Genomic DNA, 17,409 nt, shown 5'->3' on the forward strand with positions numbered 1-17,409 from the left:
CCTGAAACCGAATTTAAGGAACCACAGATAATGGCTATCGAGATCAAAGCCCCCACTTTCCCGGAATCGGTTGCCGATGGCACGATTGCCACCTGGCACAAAAAACCGGGCGACGCGGTCAAGCGCGACGAACTGATCGTCGACATCGAAACCGACAAAGTTGTCCTGGAAGTGTTGGCCGAAGCTGACGGCGTCCTGGGCGCCATCGTCAAGAACGAAGGCGACACCGTTCTGTCGGCCGAAGTGCTGGGCTCCATCGAAGCGGGCGGCGCTGCTGCCGCTGCTCCGGCTGCTGCTGCCGCACCGGCCGCCGCTCAGGCTGCTGCTCCTGCCGCTGGCGGCGAAGACGATCCAGTCGCCGCTCCCGCTGCTCGCAAGCTGGCTGAAGAGAATGGCATCAACATCGCTTCCGTTGCCGGCACCGGCAAGGGTGGTCGTGTGACCAAGGAAGACGTGGTTGCCGCGGTTGCCGCCAAGAAAGCCGCTCCGACCGCTGCGCCAGCCAAGGCTGCCGCGCCTGCCGCTGCCGCTCCGGTGTTCGCTGCCGGTGATCGCGTTGAAAAACGCGTTCCGATGACCCGCCTGCGTGCCAAGGTTGCCGAGCGTCTGGTTGAAGCCCAGTCGAACATGGCGATGCTGACCACCTTCAACGAAGTCGACATGACCGAAGTCATGGCCCTGCGTTCGAAGTACAAGGACCTGTTCGAGAAGAGCCACAACGGCGTACGCCTGGGCTTCATGTCGTTCTTCGTCAAGGCTGCCACTGAAGCACTCAAGCGCTTCCCGGCCGTCAACGCGTCGATCGACGGTTCCGACATCGTTTACCACGGTTACGCCGACATCGGTGTTGCGGTCTCCAGCGACCGTGGCCTGGTGGTTCCGGTCCTGCGTAACGCCGAACTGATGAGCCTGGCTGAAATCGAAGGCGGCATCGCCACCTTCGGCAAGAAAGCCCGTGACGGCAAGCTGTCCATCGAAGAGATGACCGGCGGTACGTTCACCATCACCAACGGTGGTACATTCGGTTCGATGATGTCGACCCCGATCGTCAACCCGCCACAAGCGGCGATCCTGGGCATGCACAACATCCTGCAACGCCCGATGGCGATCAATGGTCAGGTCGTGATTCGTCCGATGATGTACCTGGCATTGTCCTACGATCACCGTCTGATCGACGGTAAAGAAGCCGTGACTTTCCTGGTAACCATCAAGAACCTGCTTGAAGATCCGGCTCGTCTGCTGCTGGATATCTGATTCGCCGCAAGGGCCGGTCGGTTGACCGGCCTCTTGCTGAAATAACCGGTTTCGTCCCACGACGGTCTCCACAAGTGACCGTCCGGTTTGATTCGAGAAGGAATGACTCATGACTCAGAAATTCGACGTGGTAGTGATTGGTGCGGGCCCTGGCGGCTACGTAGCGGCCATCAAGGCTGCGCAACTGGGCCTCACCACTGCCTGCATCGAGAAATACACCGACAAGGAGGGCAAACTGGCCCTCGGCGGTACTTGCCTGAACGTCGGTTGCATTCCGTCCAAGGCGCTGCTGGACAGCTCCTGGAAGTTCCATGAAGCGCAGGATGGCTTGGCCATCCACGGCATTGGCGGTGTCAACCGCGAAAACGTCACCATTGACGTACCTGCCATGGTTGGCCGCAAGGCCAACATCGTCAAAGGCCTGACCTCTGGCGTTGCCACCCTGTTCAAGGCCAATGGCGTGACCTCGATCCAGGGCCACGGCAAGCTGCTGATGGGCAAGAAGGTCGAAGTGACCAAGCCAGACGGCTCGGTTGAAGTGATCGAAGCCGAGAACGTCATCCTGGCACCGGGCTCGCGTCCGATCGACATTCCGCCGGCTCCGGTGGACCAGAACGTGATCGTCGATTCGACCGGCGCTCTGGAGTTCCAATCCGTACCAAAACGCCTGGGCGTGATCGGCGCGGGTGTTATCGGTCTGGAGCTGGGTTCGGTCTGGTCGCGCCTGGGCGCGCAAGTAACCGTCCTCGAAGCACTGGACACCTTCCTGATGGCCGCCGACACCGCGGTTTCCAAGGAAGCGCTGAAAACCCTGACCAAGCAAGGCCTGGACATCAAGCTGGGCGCTCGCGTGACCGGCTCCAAGGTCAACGGCGAAGAAGTCGTGGTGAACTACACCGACGCCAACGGCGAACAGACCATCACTTTCGACAAACTGATCGTTGCGGTTGGCCGTCGCCCAGTGACCACTGACCTGCTGTCCGCCGATTGCGGCGTGACCCTCGATGAGCGCGGCTTCATCGCGGTTGACGAGCAATGCGCAACCGACGTTCCGGGTGTCTACGCCATCGGTGACGTGGTACGCGGCATGATGCTGGCGCACAAAGCGTCCGAGGAAGGCATCATGGTGGTCGAGCGCATCAAGGGCCACAAAGCCCAGATCAACTACGACCTGATCCCGTCGGTTATCTACACCCACCCGGAAATCGCATGGGTCGGCAAGACCGAGCAAACCTTGAAAAACGAAGGTGTTGAAGTTAACGTCGGCACCTTCCCGTTCGCAGCCTCCGGCCGTGCCATGGCAGCCAACGATACCGGTGGTTTCGTGAAAGTCATCGCTGATGCCAAGACGGATCGCGTATTGGGCGTTCACGTGATTGGCCCAAGCGCTGCCGAGCTGGTACAGCAAGGCGCGATCGGCATGGAATTCGGCACCAGCGCTGAAGATCTGGGCATGATGGTCTTCTCCCATCCGACCCTGTCCGAAGCCTTGCACGAAGCGGCCCTGGCCGTAAATGGCGGTGCCATCCACGTGGCCAACCGCAAAAAGCGTTAATAGACAATAAGAAACCACGGCGGTATGGCCCGTCGTGAGCCTTGCGAGCAAGACTCACCGCGGAATATCCGCTGGACGCAGCCTTGCGTAGCGGCACCGGTCAACCGGAACGCTACGCAAGCAGCAGTCACAGGTGGTGCGGCACCATAACGGTGCAGCACCGAATGCGCAGTACCTAACGAAGACGGTAATAAGCATGAATCTTCACGAGTATCAGGGTAAGCAGCTGTTCGCTGAGTACGGCCTGCCAGTATCCACCGGCTACGCGGTAGACACCCCGGAAGCGGCAGCAGAAGCTTGCGACAAAATCGGCGGCAGCGAATGGGTTGTCAAAGCCCAGGTTCACGCCGGTGGTCGCGGTAAAGCGGGCGGCGTCAAGCTGGTTCGCAGCAAAGAAGACGCCAAAGCCTTCGCACAGCAGTGGCTGGGCAAGCGTCTGGTGACCTACCAGACTGACGCCAACGGTCAGCCAGTCACCAAGATCCTGGTTGAATCGTGCACTGATATCGCTAAAGAGCTGTACCTGGGCGCTGTCGTTGACCGTTCGAGCCGCCGTATCGTGTTCATGGCTTCCACCGAAGGTGGCGTGGACATCGAGAAAATCGCTCACGATACCCCTGAGAAAATCCTCAAGGCCACCATCGATCCACTGGTTGGCGCCCAGCCATTCCAGGGTCGCGAGCTGGCATTCCAGCTGGGCCTGGAAGGCAAGCAGGTCACTCAGTTCGCCAAGATCTTCGTAGGCCTGGCCAAGCTGTTCCAGGACCACGACCTGGCGCTGCTGGAAGTGAACCCGCTGGTGATCAAGGCCGACGGCGATCTGCACTGCCTCGATGCCAAGATCAACATCGACGCCAACGCCATGTACCGTCAGCCTAAGCTGAAGACTTTCCACGATCCGTCGCAAGACGATCCGCGCGAAGCGCACGCTGCCAAGTTCGAACTGAACTACGTGGCCCTGGAAGGCAACATCGGCTGCATGGTCAACGGTGCTGGCCTGGCCATGGGTACCATGGACATCGTCAACCTGCATGGCGGCAAGCCAGCCAACTTCCTCGACGTGGGCGGTGGTGCTACCAAGGAACGCGTAACCGAAGCGTTCAAGATCATCCTGTCCGACACTAACGTCGCTGCAGTACTGGTCAACATCTTCGGCGGCATCGTTCGTTGCGACATGATTGCCGAAGGCATCATCGGCGCCGTGAAAGAAGTCGGCGTGAAAATCCCGGTTGTTGTTCGCCTCGAAGGCAACAACGCTGAGCTGGGCGCTAAAGTACTGGCAGAAAGCGGTTTGAACATCATCGCTGCTACCAGCCTGACCGACGCTGCTCAACAAGTCGTTAAAGCTGCGGAGGGCAAATAATGAGCGTCCTGATCAATAAAGACACCAAGGTTATCTGCCAGGGTATTACCGGTTCGCAAGGTAGTTTCCACACCCAGCAAGCTCTGGAATACGGCACCAAGATGGTTGGTGGCGTAACGCCGGGCAAAGGCGGCACCGAACACCTGGGCCTGCCTGTCTTCAACACCGTCAAAGACGCTGTTGCTGCCACTGGCGCCACCGCCAGCGTGATCTACGTTCCAGCTCCTTTCTGCAAGGATTCCATCCTTGAAGCAGCGTTCGGCGGCATCAAGCTGATCGTCTGCATCACCGAAGGCATCCCGACCATCGACATGCTGGAAGCCAAGGTCAAGTGCGACGAGCTGGGTATCACCCTGATCGGTCCTAACTGCCCAGGCGTGATCACTCCAGGCGAATGCAAGATCGGCATCATGCCAGGTCACATTCACTTGCCAGGCAAGGTCGGTATCGTTTCCCGTTCCGGCACCCTGACTTACGAAGCCGTCAAGCAGACCACTGACGCCGGTTTCGGTCAGTCGACTTGCGTCGGCATCGGCGGTGACCCGATCCCGGGCTCCAACTTCATCGACATCCTGAAGCTGTTCCAGGAAGACCCGAAGACCGAAGCGATCGTCATGATCGGTGAGATCGGCGGTTCGGCTGAAGAAGAAGCGGCTGCCTACATCAAGGCTAACGTGACCAAGCCGGTTGTTTCCTACATCGCGGGTGTGACTGCTCCTCCGGGCAAGCGCATGGGCCATGCTGGCGCAATCATCTCTGGCGGCAAAGGCACTGCGGACGAGAAATTCGCCGCTCTGCAAGACGCAGGCGTGAAAACCGTGCGTTCGCTGGCAGACATCGGCAAGGCCCTGGCCGAGCTGACTGGCTGGGAAATGAAGAAGTAAGCTTCGGCTGACTTTTTTGTTCCAGCAACAAAGGCCACCTTCGGGTGGCCTTTGTCGTTTTCGGATGAGGGAATTGCAATCAGCAACCCATTTAGATGCAAAAACGCGACACGGAAATGTCGTGTATCGGATAGTTCGCCCTGTAACAGTGCGTTATTCGCACTAATTCGTTAGGCTAGCCGCCATTTTTGCGACTGTGGCTCACAAGGACGCGGTGCGCTAAACGGGTTGGTCTTATACGGATCGGCAGCATTTCCCTCCACCCTCAAGGGAAGTCCCTCTCTAAATTCCGATTCAGCAGTGTGGTTTCCTTAAAATGAAAGTGTTGAAAGGCCAGGACATCCTGGCGCTTGGTTTCATGACCTTTGCCCTGTTCGTCGGGGCTGGCAACATCATCTTCCCGCCGATTGTCGGTTTGCAGTCCGGGCCCCATGTCTGGATGGCGGCGCTGGGCTTTCTGGTCACGGCGGTCGGGCTACCGGTCATCACCGTCGTTGCGCTGGCCAAGGTCGGTGGGGCGATGGATGCCTTGAGCAGTCCTATCGGCAAGGTGGCCGGTGGCCTGCTGGCGGCTGTGTGCTACCTGGCCGTCGGGCCGCTGTTCGCCACTCCGCGCACCGCCACAGTCTCCTTCGAAGTCGGGCTGGCGCCGTTGACCGGTGAAAGCCCGCTGGCGCTGTTTCTCTACAGTGCGGTGTATTTCCTGCTGGTGTTCTTCATCTCGCTCTATCCCGGTCGCTTGCTGGACACCGTCGGGCGATTCCTTGCCCCGCTGAAAATCATCGCCCTGGCCGTGCTGGGCATTGCCGCGTTTGCCTTGCCCGCCGGCGATATCGGCGTGGCGACACCGCAATACGTGGCCGCGCCATTCTCCCAAGGGTTCATCAACGGTTACCTGACCATGGATACTCTGGGCGCATTGGTGTTTGGCATCGTCATCGTCAATGCGATCCGTTCCCGGGGCGTTGAATCGCCTGCCTTGATCACCCGCTACGCCATCATCGCCGGGCTGATCGCCGGGGTCGGGCTGGCGCTGGTCTATGTCAGTCTGTTCCGCCTGGGGTCTGGCAGCCATGAAGTGGCTGCGGGCGCGACAAACGGCGCGGCTGTGCTGCATGCCTATGTGCAACACACGTTCGGCAGCCTGGGCAGCGGTTTCCTCGCAGTGCTGATTTCCCTGGCGTGCCTGGTCACTGCAGTTGGCCTGACGTGTGCCTGTGCAGAGTACTTCAGCCGTGTCTTGCCGCTGTCGTACAAAACATTGGTGGTCATCCTGGCGGCGTTTTCGCTGCTGGTGTCGAACCTCGGACTGACCAAGCTGATCGCTTTCTCGATCCCGGTCCTGACCGCGATTTACCCACCGTGCATTGCCTTGGTGGCCCTGAGCTTCTGCAAGGACTTCTGGCATGAGCAGGGGCGTATTGTCGGCCCGGTCATGCTGGTGTCGTTCCTGTTCGGCCTGATCGATGCGCTTAAAGGCGCCGGACTGGCGGATTGGATGCCGACGCAAATGGCCCACCTGCCATTGAGCGAGCAGGGCCTGGCCTGGCTCGTGCCGTCGGTGATGACCCTGGCGGTTGCGTTGGTGTGTGATCGTCTGCTGGGCAAGCGCAGCGAAGCCTTGGCCTGAGTTGCCGCGGCCTGCCACGAGTGGGCCCACCGGTAAAAAACCAATGCCCCGTATCCATCGATACGGGGCATTAATGAGATGGTCACCCCCACACCCTGCGAGGGCTACGCTTTCGCAGGGTGTTTTGTTTTCGGAGGCCATCATTATGAGCGAGTCAGCGCTGATCGGGATCGATCTCGGTAAACACAGTTTCCACCTGCACGGCCAAGACAAATTGGGCCGAGAGGTGTTTCGCAAGAAGTTCTCGCGTCAACAGATGATGACGCTCTTCGGCAATCTGCCGGCCTGTACCGTGGTGATGGAAGCTTGTGCCGGGGCGCATTTCGTCGCTCGCCAGCTGATGGCCATGGGGCATGAAGCCAAACTGATTTCCCCGCAATTCGTCCGCCCCTTCGTCAAAGGCAACAAAAATGACTTCGTGGATGCCGAAGCCATTTGCGAGGCGGCTTCGCGTCCATCGATGCGCTTCGTTTCGCCTAAAACCGAGGCACAGCAGACGCTTTCCGTTCTGCATCGCCTGCGCGAGTCGCTGGTACGCGATCGCACCAAAACCGCCAATCAAATGCATGGTTTCCTACTGGAGTTCGGCATCAGCCTGCCCAAGGGCCTGGCGATCATGAAGCGGTTGGCGAGTATTTTGGCTGAGCATGAGTTGCCCGTTCGGTTGACAGTGCTGTTACAGCGCTTGCATGAGCATTTCTGTTATCTGGATGAACAGATCAAGGCGCTGGATAAAGAGCTGGCAAGCCAACTGGCCGACGATGATCTCGGCAGCCGCTTGCTGAGCTTGCCGTGTGTCGGGCCGATCACCGCCAGCCTGCTGGCTGTAGAGATGGGGGACGGCAGGCAGTACCGATGCAGCCGTGACTTCGCCGCCTCCGTGGGCTTGGTACCCAGGCAGTACAGCACCGGCGGCAGGGCTAATTTGCTGGGTATCAGCAAGCGCGGCGACAAGCACCTCAGGCAGTTGCTGGTTCAATGTGCTCGGGTCTATATGCAGAGGCTAGAACACCAGAAAGGGGCTCTGGCCGACTGGGTGCGCTCATTGCTTGGGCGACGACACTCGAACGTGGTGGCCTGCGCCCTGGCTAACAAGCTGGCGCGGATCGCGTGGGCGCTAGCGGCTCACCATACGCAATATGAAGCAGGGCCAGACGCGCTGAACGCCTGACCCTGCGGTTGTTGCAGTACCACGAATCACCCTTCAGGTTTTGCGATAGCTGAACAACGGATGACGTGAACGGCCCACCGGCCTGACGAAGAACCTGACATAAAAATCGGCTTCAGAAGCCGCGGCATTTTTCAGGATCGTCAGGCGCGACTCTCATCGTGGCGCGGGGCATGCCCTGGATCGACGCCGGATAGATTTAAGCAAGCCAACCACTTCACCCATTAATCAGTATTGCAAAAATGGGGGTGACCATAGATTTTTATGGCGCGGGTGCAGTGTCTTTTTCCTTGGACTAACGTCGAAGCATTGTCTTGAAAGGCTTGTGCCGGCCCTGTGGACTGAGCAAGGTCAATCACAAGCTGCTCCATGTTCTTCGTCAGATAAGGAATTACATGTCATTCATCCAAGCCAATCTGATCCATCTTCTGGCCGCTGTCTGGTTCGTCGTCTGCTGGGGCGGCTACACCCGTTATGCGTCGTTGAAAGCTCGCGATACGGCCTGTCTGGCCAGCGTCATGCACTTGTATCGCGAAGACTGGATGCGCCGCATGTTGCTGCGCGAAAACCGTATCGCCGACGCCAGCGTGATCGGCAACCTGGAGCGCAACGCGTCCTTCTTCGCCTCCAGCACGCTGATCATCCTGGCGGGCATCCTGACGGTGCTTGGGGCGTCCGATCGTGCGGTGTCGTTGTTGGCCGATTTGCCGATGGTGCAGCAGGCGTCCCAAGGCATGTCCGAGGCCAAGTTGCTGTGCCTGGCGCTGGTGTTTGTGTATGCCTTCTTCACCTTTAGCTGGTGCATGCGCCAATACAACTTCGCGGCGGTTCTGGTGGGATCGGCGCCAATGATCGGCGAGCGACATGTATCGGCGCAGGAACGCAAGGCCTTCGCGCTCAGGGCGGCGCGGGTGATCTCCATGGCGGCTAACCAGTTCAATTTTGGCCTGCGCGCTTATTATTTCGGCATGACCATGTTGGCGTGGTTCGTCAGCCCCTGGTTGTTCATGTTGATGAGTGCAGGCGTGGTGTTGGTGCTGTACCGTCGGGAGTTTCACTCCGACGTGCTGCAGGTCATGGTTTACACCCCCACCGAGGCGCCATTGCCTGATGTAGGCAAGGACCCGGCCTGACAGAACGGTCACTACCAAATCGCAGACAAAAGAAAACCCGCGCTAGGCGGGTTTCTTTATATGCCCAAACCGTATTAGTTGGTTGCCGGTGCGGTGGCGGGCGCTGTTGCAGGTGCTTGTTCCTGTGTAGCAGCTTCGTTCGATTCGGCCTGATCTTTGGCGGCTTCGGCGTTTTCTTTCGCTGCGTCGTTCACTTTATCCTGTGCTTCGCTCATTTTTTCCTGAGCTTGCTCAGCGTGTTCGTTGGCATCTTGAGCTTTGTCCTCGGATTTTTTATCGCAGGCAGCGAGACCGAGGGAGGCGGCCAACATCAAGGCAATAGCTAAAGTCTTACGCATGGGGTGTTTCTCCTTATGGAAATAACTACTGGCCTTTTGAACGCCCCCCCTTGGATTAAGTTCCTCTTTTGCTACAGATATATAACTTTGTATGGGAACGGAACTTTACAGGGCATGCTTGTTACCGCGACTGCTCATTAATAAAGGCGTTAAATCCAATGGCGCAAGACCCCGTTTTTGAGCGTGCGACACGCTTTCTGTCCGCACTGCGACATTGTCAGGTGCTGGGCTTGAAGTTGCACAGTGCCAGTCCCGAGGGGCTGACTGTGATCCTGCCTTACAGCCCCCAGATCGTCGGCAACCCCCTTACGGGCATCATCCATGGTGGCGCGTTGACGTCGTTGATGGACACGGCGTGTGGCATGTCGACGTTGTGTGTGTTGCCGCAGTTCGAGGTCTGTCCGACTTTGGACCTGCGCATCGACTACATGCACGCCGCTGAACCGAACAAGGATGTCTATGGCTTTGCCCAATGCTATCGGGTCACTCAGGACGTGATCTTCAGCCGTGGATTTGCCTATCAGGACGACCCCGAACAACCCATCGCCCATGTGGTGGGCACCTTCATGCGCCTGGGCCAGCACGCCAAGGGAATCAAAAGGGGTGGCCCGCTGGCTGCCGTAGACAAACCATGAGCGATATCACTCAGGAACAACTGCGCCAAGCCTGCGAGCGGGGCGACTACGCGCTGCTGCTGGCCTCGATTCCTTATGCGCGGTTGATCGGCGTGGAATGCTCGCGTCAGGGCGAGGAGCTGCTGTTTCGCCTGCCGGCCAACAAGGACAACATTGGTAACCCTTTATTGCCGGCCATTCACGGCGGCGTCATCGCCGGTTTCATGGAGTTGTCGGCCGCGGTGTATCTGTTGATTGCCACCCGTGCGACGGGCGTGCCGAAAATCATCGATTTCTCCCTGGATTACCTGCGCGCCGGGCAGTTTCGCGACACTTTCGCCAGATGTCAGGTCTGGCGGCAGGGGCGCCGGGTAGCCAATGTTGCGATCACCGCCTGGCAGGATCTCGAGGCCGAACCCATTGCCACCGCCCGGGCGCATTTCAAGATTCAGGAGTCTTCAAAAGCGCATAGCCCTTGAAATCATCAGCGTTGCCCCCACCTTGAGGACATCCCGCCGCCAATCTCAGCGAGGCGGACACCACCATCCACTTGGAGTTTGATGACCATGAGCGTGGAAACTCAAAAGGAAACCCTGGGCTTCCAGACCGAGGTGAAGCAACTGCTGCACCTGATGATTCACTCGCTGTATTCGAATAAGGAAATTTTCCTTCGCGAGCTGATTTCGAACGCCTCTGACGCTGTCGACAAATTACGTTTCGAAGCCCTGTCCAAGCCAGAGTTGCTGGAAGGCGGCGCCGAACTGAAAATCCGCGTGAGCTTCGACAAGGACGCCAAGACCGTCACCCTCGAAGACAACGGCATCGGCATGAGCCGCGAAGAGGTGATCACTCACCTGGGCACCATCGCCAAGTCCGGCACCGCCGATTTCATGAAGAACCTCTCCGGCGACCAGAAAAAAGACTCCCACCTCATCGGCCAGTTCGGTGTCGGTTTCTATTCCGCGTTCATCGTCGCTGATCAGGTCGAAGTGTTCAGCCGCCGTGCCGGCCTCGCTGCGAGCGAAGGTGTGCATTGGTCGTCCAAGGGCGAGGGCGAGTTTGAAGTCGCCACCGTCGACAAGGCTGATCGCGGTACCCGCATTGTGCTGCACCTCAAGTCCGGTGAAGACGAGTTCGCCGATGGCTGGCGCCTGCGCAACATCATCAAGAAGTACTCCGACCATATCGCGTTGCCGATCGAGCTGCCGAAGGAAGTCGCCGCTGCCGAAGGCGAAGAAAAGCCCGAAGTGGAATGGGAAACCGTCAACCGCGCCAGTGCCCTGTGGACCCGTCCGCGCACTGAGGTGAAGGACGAGGAATACCAGGAGTTCTACAAGCACGTTGCACATGATTACGAGAACCCGCTGAGCTGGAGCCACAACAAGGTCGAAGGCAAGCTGGAGTACAACTCACTGTTGTACGTGCCGGCCCGTGCGCCGTTCGACCTGTACCAGCGCGAAGCACCACGCGGCTTGAAGCTGTACGTGCAGCGTGTATTCGTGATGGACCAGGCCGAATCGTTCCTGCCGCTGTACCTGCGTTTCATCAAGGGCGTGGTCGATTCCAATGACCTGTCCCTGAACGTTTCGCGGGAAATCCTGCAGAAAGACCCGATCATTGACTCCATGAAGTCGGCGCTGACCAAGCGTGTTCTGGACATGCTGGAAAAACTGGCGAAAAACGAGCCCGAGCAGTACAAGAGCTTCTGGAAGAACTTCGGCCAGGTGATGAAGGAAGGCCCTGCCGAGGACTTCGCGAACAAAGAAAAAATCGCTGGCCTGCTGCGCTTTGCTTCGACCCAGGGTGATGATGGCGAACAGATCGTTGGCCTGGCGGATTACCTGGCCCGCGCCAAGGAAGGTCAGGACAAGATCTACTACCTGACCGGTGAAACTTATGCACAGGTCAAGAACAGTCCGCACCTGGAAGTCTTCCGCAAGAAAGGCATCGAAGTGCTGCTGCTGACCGACCGCATCGACGAATGGCTGATGAGCTACCTCAGCGAGTTCGACGGCAAGAGCTTTGTCGACGTGGCCCGTGGTGATCTGGACCTGGGTAACCTGGACTCGGAAGAAGACAAGAAAGCCGCCGAAGAAGTCGCCAAGAGCAAGGAAGGCCTGGTTGAGCGGATCAAGACTGCCCTGGGCGATGCCGTCAGCGAAGTGCGGGTTTCTCACCGCCTGACGGACTCCCCGGCGATCCTGGCCATCGGTGAACAGGACCTGGGCCTGCAGATGCGGCAGATCCTTGAAGCCAGCGGTCAGAAAGTCCCGGACTCCAAGCCGATCTTCGAATTCAACCCGGCTCACCCGCTGGTGGATAAGCTCGACAACGAGCAGAGCGAAGAGCGTTTCGGCGACCTGTCGCACATCCTGTTCGATCAGGCCGCCCTGGCGGCGGGTGACAGCCTGAAGGACCCGGCGGCCTATGTGCGCCGCCTGAACAAGCTGTTGGTTGAACTGTCAGCTTAATCAAGTGCAGGAAAAACCCGCTTCGGCGGGTTTTTTCATTTCTGGTGTTCCGTTTCAAGAGGAGTCCGTCATGAGTCAGGTTACGGTTAGTTCGCTGGAGTATCAGATCGATGGTCGAACCTATGAGGGCCGCCTGGCTTTCGACGTTAGCCAGCAGGGCTCGCGCCCGGGTTTGCTGATGGCGCCCAATTGGATGGGCGTAGGGGCGGGGGCCGAGGAAATCGCCAGGTCGGTGGCGGCCAACGGCTATGTTGTGTTGATCGCCGATCTTTACGGCCAGGACGTGCGCCCGACCAATGCCGATGAAGCCGGGGCTGCGATGATGCCGCTCAAGAATGATCGTGCCTTGTTGCGCAAGCGCATGCAGGCGGCATTCGAGCAACTGCAAAGTCAGGGTGAGGCGCAGGTCGATGCGTCGAGACTTGCTACGTTCGGTTTCTGCTTCGGCGGCTGCTGCTCCCTGGAGCTAGCACGCACAGGCGCACCGTTGAAGGCCGCTATTTCGTTCCATGGCACCCTGGACACACCCAATCCGGCGGATGCGCAGAACATCAAGGGGGCGGTGCTGGTCATGCATGGCGCCTCGGACCCATTGGTGCCCAAGGAGCAACTGCCGGCTTTCGAAGACGAAATGAACGCAGCCGGGGTGGATTGGCAACTGCTGAGCTACGGTGGTGCGGTGCATTCGTTCACCGATCCACAGGCCAATGTCCCGGGCAAGATGATGTACGACGCCAAGGTTGCCGCACGGGCGTTCCGGTCGATGCATAATTTGCTGGATGAAGTGCTCAGGGGCTGAGATCGGGCCTGGTGCTGAATAGGCTGTCGCCTGCCAGACTGCTATCGCGAGCAGGCTCGCTCCCACATTTGACCGAGGTGTTCGCGCCATTTGCGAATGGCAACGGTCCAGTGTGGGAGCGAGCCTGCTCGCGATGGCGGCCTGTCAGACACCGCTGAATTCAGGGCAATTCGATCCGCTCACTTTCCCCCGGCACGGTCGGCCAGTCCCCGGCCGCCCAACGCCGGCGGGCTTCGTCTATTCGCGCCGGATCACTGGAGACGAAATTCCAGTTGATCCGACGTGGCCCATCCAGCGGCGCGCCGCCGAACAGCACCGCATGGCAGTCGCTGTCGGCGAACAGTGTCATTTGTTCCCCGGCCGGGAGCACCACCAACGAGTGGGGCTCCAGCGGTTCACCGTCCAGCTGCGCCTCGCCGCTGAGCACATACAGTGCCCGCTCTTCATGCTCGGTGGGAATCAGCAGGGTCGTTGCGGTTTGCAGGTTCAGTTCGGCGTACAGGGTCGGGGACAGCGTCGGCACCGGTGATTCCAGGCAAAAACCCGACCCGGCGATCATCCGGATCTTTACCCCCAGGTTATCGCTGACCGGCAGGGTGTGCGCCGGATGATGGCTGTAGTGTCCAGGCCCCTGTTCGTGGGATTGGGGCGAGGCCAACCAGACTTGCAAGCCGTGCATGACGAAGTCGCTGCCCAGCAGTGATTCGGGCGTGCGCTCGACATGGGCGATGGCGCTGCCCGCGGTCATCCAGCTGACGTCCCCGGCGTCCACCACTTGATCGGAGCCAAGGCTGTCCTTGTGCTGGAGCTGCCCTTCGAACAGATAGGTGAGGGTCGACAACCCGATATGGGGATGCTGACGAATGTTCATGCCTTGACCGGCCTTGTAGGAGGTTTGCAGCATGTGGTCGAAAAAAACGAACGGTCCGACGCTGCGACACTTGGCGGACGGCAGCGGGCGAAGAATCGGCTGGCCTTCCACATCTTCTGCGCGTGGGCGAATGGTCAGGGGCGTGATCATGATGTCTTCCAGGTTGAGCAACGGATGGGCAAAGCATAACCCGCCGTGACAACTGACGGCACATGCGCCGTGAACCCGGACGCGACGGTCGGGGTCTATCCTGTTCATAACTTTCTGGAGTCCGCCCGTGCCCATGACCCGTCTGATCTTCGCCTGGCTGCTGGCCGTTTCGAGCAGTGGCGTCATGGCCCGCGAATATGCCTACAGCGATGCACACCTGCATTACGTCGATTTCTTTCAGGAAACCGCCGGCATGCCCGAGTTACTGAAGGCGATGGCCGACAATCGCATCGAGCATGTGATGATTTCAGGCATACCGGTGGCCAAGAAATGGCATGAGGATGAGCCCAAGCGCCCGCGTTACTACGCCGGTGACGATGCGGACGCCTATTGGTACAGCGCCACCGATGTGATTGTCGCGGCGGCGGTGAGCAAGTTGACCGCTGAACAGCGCCAGCACTTTCATCCTTTTTTGTCCGGTTTCAACCCCAACGACAAAAACTCCGCCATGCACATCCAGCGCATGCTCGATCTGTATCCGGGTTTGTGGCAAGGCATTGGTGAGGTGTTCACCCGCCATGACGACCTGACGGCACTGACGTCGGGGGACACCCCGCGGGCCAACAACGAGGCCATGACGCGGATCTATCACCTGGCGGCGGAGAACGATCTGCCGGTGCTGCTGCACTCCAACATCACCTCCAAGCGTGAGAAAAACGCGCTGTATTTGCCGGAAATTGAAGAGCCGTTGCGCAACCATCCTCACACGCGGTTCATTTGGGCGCATGCCGGCACCAGCATGGAGATCCATCGTCACCAGACGCGGCTGGATTTTCTGTTGCCGACACTGACCCGGATGCTGGAGACCTATCCGAACCTGTACATCGACCTGTCCTGGAGCGTGCTCACGCCTTACCTGCTGGACGAGGCGGGCAAACCCCGCGAGGCGTGGCTCAAGCTGGTGGAGCGCTTCCCGGAGCGTTTTATGTTGGGGTCGGATGTAGTGGGGCGTTTCGACAATGTCGGTAAGGAATTACGCAGCTTCGATCCGTTCCTGGATGCGTTGCCGGAAGAGGTGGCGAAGAACGTAGCTCGGGATAATTTCCTGGCGGTGTTGTGTGGGAGCAAGGCTTGCCCGCAATGAAGGTATTGCAATTTCGCAATTGAGGGCGCCTGCAGCACGAGCAAGCTTTGCTCCCACAGAAGCTCTCAGTGCACAAGGTGACCATCGCCTTGTCATCAGCCTGTCACCGCCGCGTCATACCCTCGCGCTCATCACAATCAAGGAGCGCACTATGCACCTCACCCGTTCAAGCGCACTGGTCGCGCTGTTGTCGGTCTGCGGCCTGGCCCAGGCGGAAGTCCGTGTCGAAGGCCCGGTGGAGTACGGTATCTTCGAAGGGCCCCAAGCCGAACTGCAATCAGGGGAGCGGGTTCTGCGCCGCAGCAACGAGCAGATCCGGCAGACTGAAAGTGTACCGGCCAAGCTGGGCACCAAGTTCGGTCTGCGCTACCGCTTGGCGGACAAGGTGGCTGACGACCAGCCATTGACCTTGTTGTATTTCACCCCAGGCATTCGCACCCCCGATGGCGTGCGCCACGATAAATTCGAAGTCACCCAGAAACTGGTGCCCGGTGCACCGCAGGATGTGATGGCCTACGAGTTCACCGAAAGCCACGAAGTGGTGCCGGGGGAGTGGCGGTTCATGGTGTTCCAGGGCGATCGATTGCTGGCGCAGCAACGGTTTGTCGTGCGCTGAATCTGTGAGAGCGAGCCTGCTCGCGATAGCAATCTGTCAGCCAACATAGATGTTGAATGTCAGGGCCTCATCGCGAGCAGGCTCGCTCCCACAAGGGAATTATCCACAGGGAATGTGGTGTGCAGAGCAGACAAAAAAACGCCCCGAACCAGTCGGGGCGTTTTTGTGTGTGGCGTTGCGGCGGGGCTTACTTGCCCTGCCAGCGCTTCAATACCAGGGTGGCGTTGGTGCCGCCGAAGCCGAAGCTGTTGCTCATCACTGTGTCGATCTTGGCGTCTTCGCGAGTCTTGGTCAGGATCGGCAGGTCGGCCACTTCCGGGTCCAGTTCGTCGATGTTGGCCGAGCCGGCGATGAAGTTGCCTTCCATCATCAACATGCAGTAGATCGCTTCGTGAACGCCCGCGGCGCCCAGGGAGTGACCCGACAGGCTCTTGGTGGAGCTGATGGCCGGGGCGTTGGCACCGAACACTTCGCGCACGCCTTTCATTTCCGCAACGTCACCGACCGGGGTCGAAGTGCCGTGGGTGTTCAGGTAGTCGATGGGCGTGTCGACGGTGGACATGGCCATCTGCATGCAGCGGATGGCGCCTTCGCCGCTTGGGGCGACCATGTCATAGCCATCGGAAGTGGCGCCGTAGCCGACGATTTCCGCGTAGATTTTCGCGCCACGGGCCAGAGCGTGTTCCAGCTCCTCGACCACCACCATGCCGCCGCCGCCAGCGATGACGAAGCCGTCACGGTCGGCATCGTAGGCGCGGGAAGCTTTTTCCGGGGTGTCGTTGCGCTTGCTGGACAGGGCGCCCATGGCGTCGAACAGGAACGACTGGCTCCAGTGTTCTTCTTCACCACCGCCGGCGAACACGACGTCCTGCTTGCCCATCTGGATTTGCTCCATGGCGTTGCCGATGCAGTGCGCACTGGTGGCGCAGGCAGAGGCGATGGAGTAGTTCAGGCCCTTGATCTTGAACGGCGTGGCCAGGCAGGCGGAAACGGTGCTGCTCATGGTCCGAGTGACGCGGTACGGGCCGACGCGCTTGACGCCTTTTTCGCGCAGGATGTCCAGCGCTTCCATCTGGTTCAAGGTCGAGGCACCACCGGAACCGGCGATCAGGCCGGTGCGCGGGTTGGACACCTGCTCTTCGGTCAGGCCGGAGTCAGCGATGGCGTCCTTCATGGCCAGGTAGGCGTAAGCCGCCGCATGGCCGACGAAACGGTAGATCTTGCGATCGATCAGCTCTTCGAGGGGAAGGTCAATGGAGCCGGAAACCTGGCTACGCAGACCCATTTCGGCATATTCCGGATTGAACCGGATGCCAGGGCGACTTGCACGCAGGTTAGCGGAGACGGTCTCTTTGTCATTGCCCAGGCACGAAACGATGCCCAGACCAGTGATAACGACGCGGCGCATGCGGATAACCC

General features: G+C 59.3%; 16 protein-coding genes. 13 read left to right on the plus strand and 3 right to left on the minus strand.

Annotated elements, in window-relative coordinates; genetic code table 11:
* Positions 1-30: 30 nt before the first annotated feature.
* The 7 genes from odhB to HQ912_RS08810 all read left to right on the plus strand — a co-directional run bounded on the left by odhB (position 31) and on the right by HQ912_RS08810 (position 8,987).
* Entirely contained in the window at positions 31-1,254 is a 1,224-nt protein-coding gene (gene odhB / locus HQ912_RS08780; protein ID WP_076383811.1) for a 2-oxoglutarate dehydrogenase complex dihydrolipoyllysine-residue succinyltransferase, read from the plus strand.
* A 109-nt stretch (positions 1,255-1,363) separates the two neighbouring features.
* Positions 1,364-2,809, plus strand: coding sequence for a dihydrolipoyl dehydrogenase (lpdA, locus tag HQ912_RS08785; protein ID WP_047230486.1), 1,446 nt, complete (start codon positions 1,364-1,366; stop codon positions 2,807-2,809).
* A 196-nt stretch (positions 2,810-3,005) separates the two neighbouring features.
* Positions 3,006-4,172 (plus strand): ADP-forming succinate--CoA ligase subunit beta, encoded by a 1,167-nt coding sequence (gene sucC / locus HQ912_RS08790; RefSeq protein ID WP_003179235.1) that lies wholly within the window; start codon positions 3,006-3,008, stop codon positions 4,170-4,172.
* On the plus strand, positions 4,172-5,056 hold the full coding sequence (sucD, locus tag HQ912_RS08795; RefSeq protein WP_014339581.1) for a succinate--CoA ligase subunit alpha: 885 nt from the start codon (positions 4,172-4,174) through the stop codon (positions 5,054-5,056). Before sucC ends, sucD begins: the two co-directional genes overlap by 1 nt.
* Positions 5,057-5,372: 316 nt before the next feature.
* Positions 5,373-6,686 carry a branched-chain amino acid transport system II carrier protein gene (gene brnQ / locus HQ912_RS08800; RefSeq protein ID WP_047230485.1) on the plus strand — a complete coding sequence of 438 codons (1,314 nt, stop codon included), beginning with the start codon at positions 5,373-5,375 and terminating at the stop codon, positions 6,684-6,686.
* Positions 6,687-6,831: 145 nt separating this feature from the next.
* Positions 6,832-7,857, plus strand: coding sequence for an IS110 family transposase (locus tag HQ912_RS08805; RefSeq protein ID WP_047230568.1), 1,026 nt, complete (start codon positions 6,832-6,834; stop codon positions 7,855-7,857).
* A 392-nt stretch (positions 7,858-8,249) separates the two neighbouring features.
* Positions 8,250-8,987 carry a DUF599 domain-containing protein gene (locus tag HQ912_RS08810; protein ID WP_160893104.1) on the plus strand — a complete coding sequence of 246 codons (738 nt, stop codon included), beginning with the start codon at positions 8,250-8,252 and terminating at the stop codon, positions 8,985-8,987.
* A gap of 74 nt (positions 8,988-9,061) precedes the next feature.
* Here the strand turns inward: HQ912_RS08810 and HQ912_RS08815 are convergent, their stop codons facing one another.
* A complete protein-coding gene (locus tag HQ912_RS08815; RefSeq protein ID WP_047230330.1) occupies positions 9,062-9,325 on the minus strand; it encodes a hypothetical protein in 264 nt (87 codons plus the stop codon).
* Between the two features lie 158 nt (positions 9,326-9,483).
* Here HQ912_RS08815 and HQ912_RS08820 point away from each other — a divergent pair, with 158 nt between their 5' ends.
* The 4 genes from HQ912_RS08820 (at position 9,484) to HQ912_RS08835 (ending at position 13,209) form a co-directional block, all read left to right on the plus strand.
* The gene (locus tag HQ912_RS08820) at positions 9,484-9,960 is read left to right on the plus strand and encodes a PaaI family thioesterase (RefSeq protein ID WP_047230331.1); all 477 of its coding nucleotides are present in this window, start codon (positions 9,484-9,486) and stop codon (positions 9,958-9,960) included.
* A complete protein-coding gene (locus HQ912_RS08825) occupies positions 9,957-10,418 on the plus strand; it encodes a PaaI family thioesterase (protein WP_107322000.1) in 462 nt (153 codons plus the stop codon). Before HQ912_RS08820 ends, HQ912_RS08825 begins: the two co-directional genes overlap by 4 nt.
* 87 nt (positions 10,419-10,505) lie before the next feature.
* Positions 10,506-12,410, plus strand: a complete 1,905-nt coding sequence (htpG, locus tag HQ912_RS08830; protein ID WP_047230356.1) for a molecular chaperone HtpG — start codon at positions 10,506-10,508, stop codon at positions 12,408-12,410.
* A 70-nt stretch (positions 12,411-12,480) separates the two neighbouring features.
* Complete coding sequence (locus HQ912_RS08835; protein WP_047230333.1) at positions 12,481-13,209, plus strand: dienelactone hydrolase family protein; 729 nt, start codon at positions 12,481-12,483, stop codon at positions 13,207-13,209.
* Positions 13,210-13,369: 160 nt separating this feature from the next.
* On the opposite strand, the gene HQ912_RS08840 is transcribed toward HQ912_RS08835, so the two are convergent.
* Positions 13,370-14,230 carry a pirin family protein gene (locus HQ912_RS08840; RefSeq protein WP_047230334.1) on the minus strand — a complete coding sequence of 287 codons (861 nt, stop codon included), beginning with the start codon at positions 14,228-14,230 and terminating at the stop codon, positions 13,370-13,372.
* Between the two features lie 133 nt (positions 14,231-14,363).
* On the opposite strand from HQ912_RS08840, the gene HQ912_RS08845 reads away from it, so the two are divergent.
* Together HQ912_RS08845 and HQ912_RS08850 are read left to right on the plus strand one after the other, a co-directional pair.
* Positions 14,364-15,374 carry an amidohydrolase family protein gene (locus HQ912_RS08845; RefSeq protein ID WP_047230335.1) on the plus strand — a complete coding sequence of 337 codons (1,011 nt, stop codon included), beginning with the start codon at positions 14,364-14,366 and terminating at the stop codon, positions 15,372-15,374.
* Positions 15,375-15,525: 151 nt separating this feature from the next.
* On the plus strand, positions 15,526-15,990 hold the full coding sequence (locus HQ912_RS08850) for a DUF3859 domain-containing protein (protein WP_047230336.1): 465 nt from the start codon (positions 15,526-15,528) through the stop codon (positions 15,988-15,990).
* Between the two features lie 187 nt (positions 15,991-16,177).
* On the opposite strand, the gene fabB is transcribed toward HQ912_RS08850, so the two are convergent.
* A complete protein-coding gene (gene fabB, locus HQ912_RS08855) occupies positions 16,178-17,398 on the minus strand; it encodes a beta-ketoacyl-ACP synthase I (RefSeq protein ID WP_047230337.1) in 1,221 nt (406 codons plus the stop codon).
* Between the last annotated feature and the right edge of the window lie 11 nt (positions 17,399-17,409).

Source organism: Pseudomonas sp. MPDS, from assembly GCF_013283895.1.
In the GTDB taxonomy this organism is placed as follows: Bacteria; Pseudomonadota; Gammaproteobacteria; order Pseudomonadales; family Pseudomonadaceae; genus Aquipseudomonas; species Aquipseudomonas rhizophila.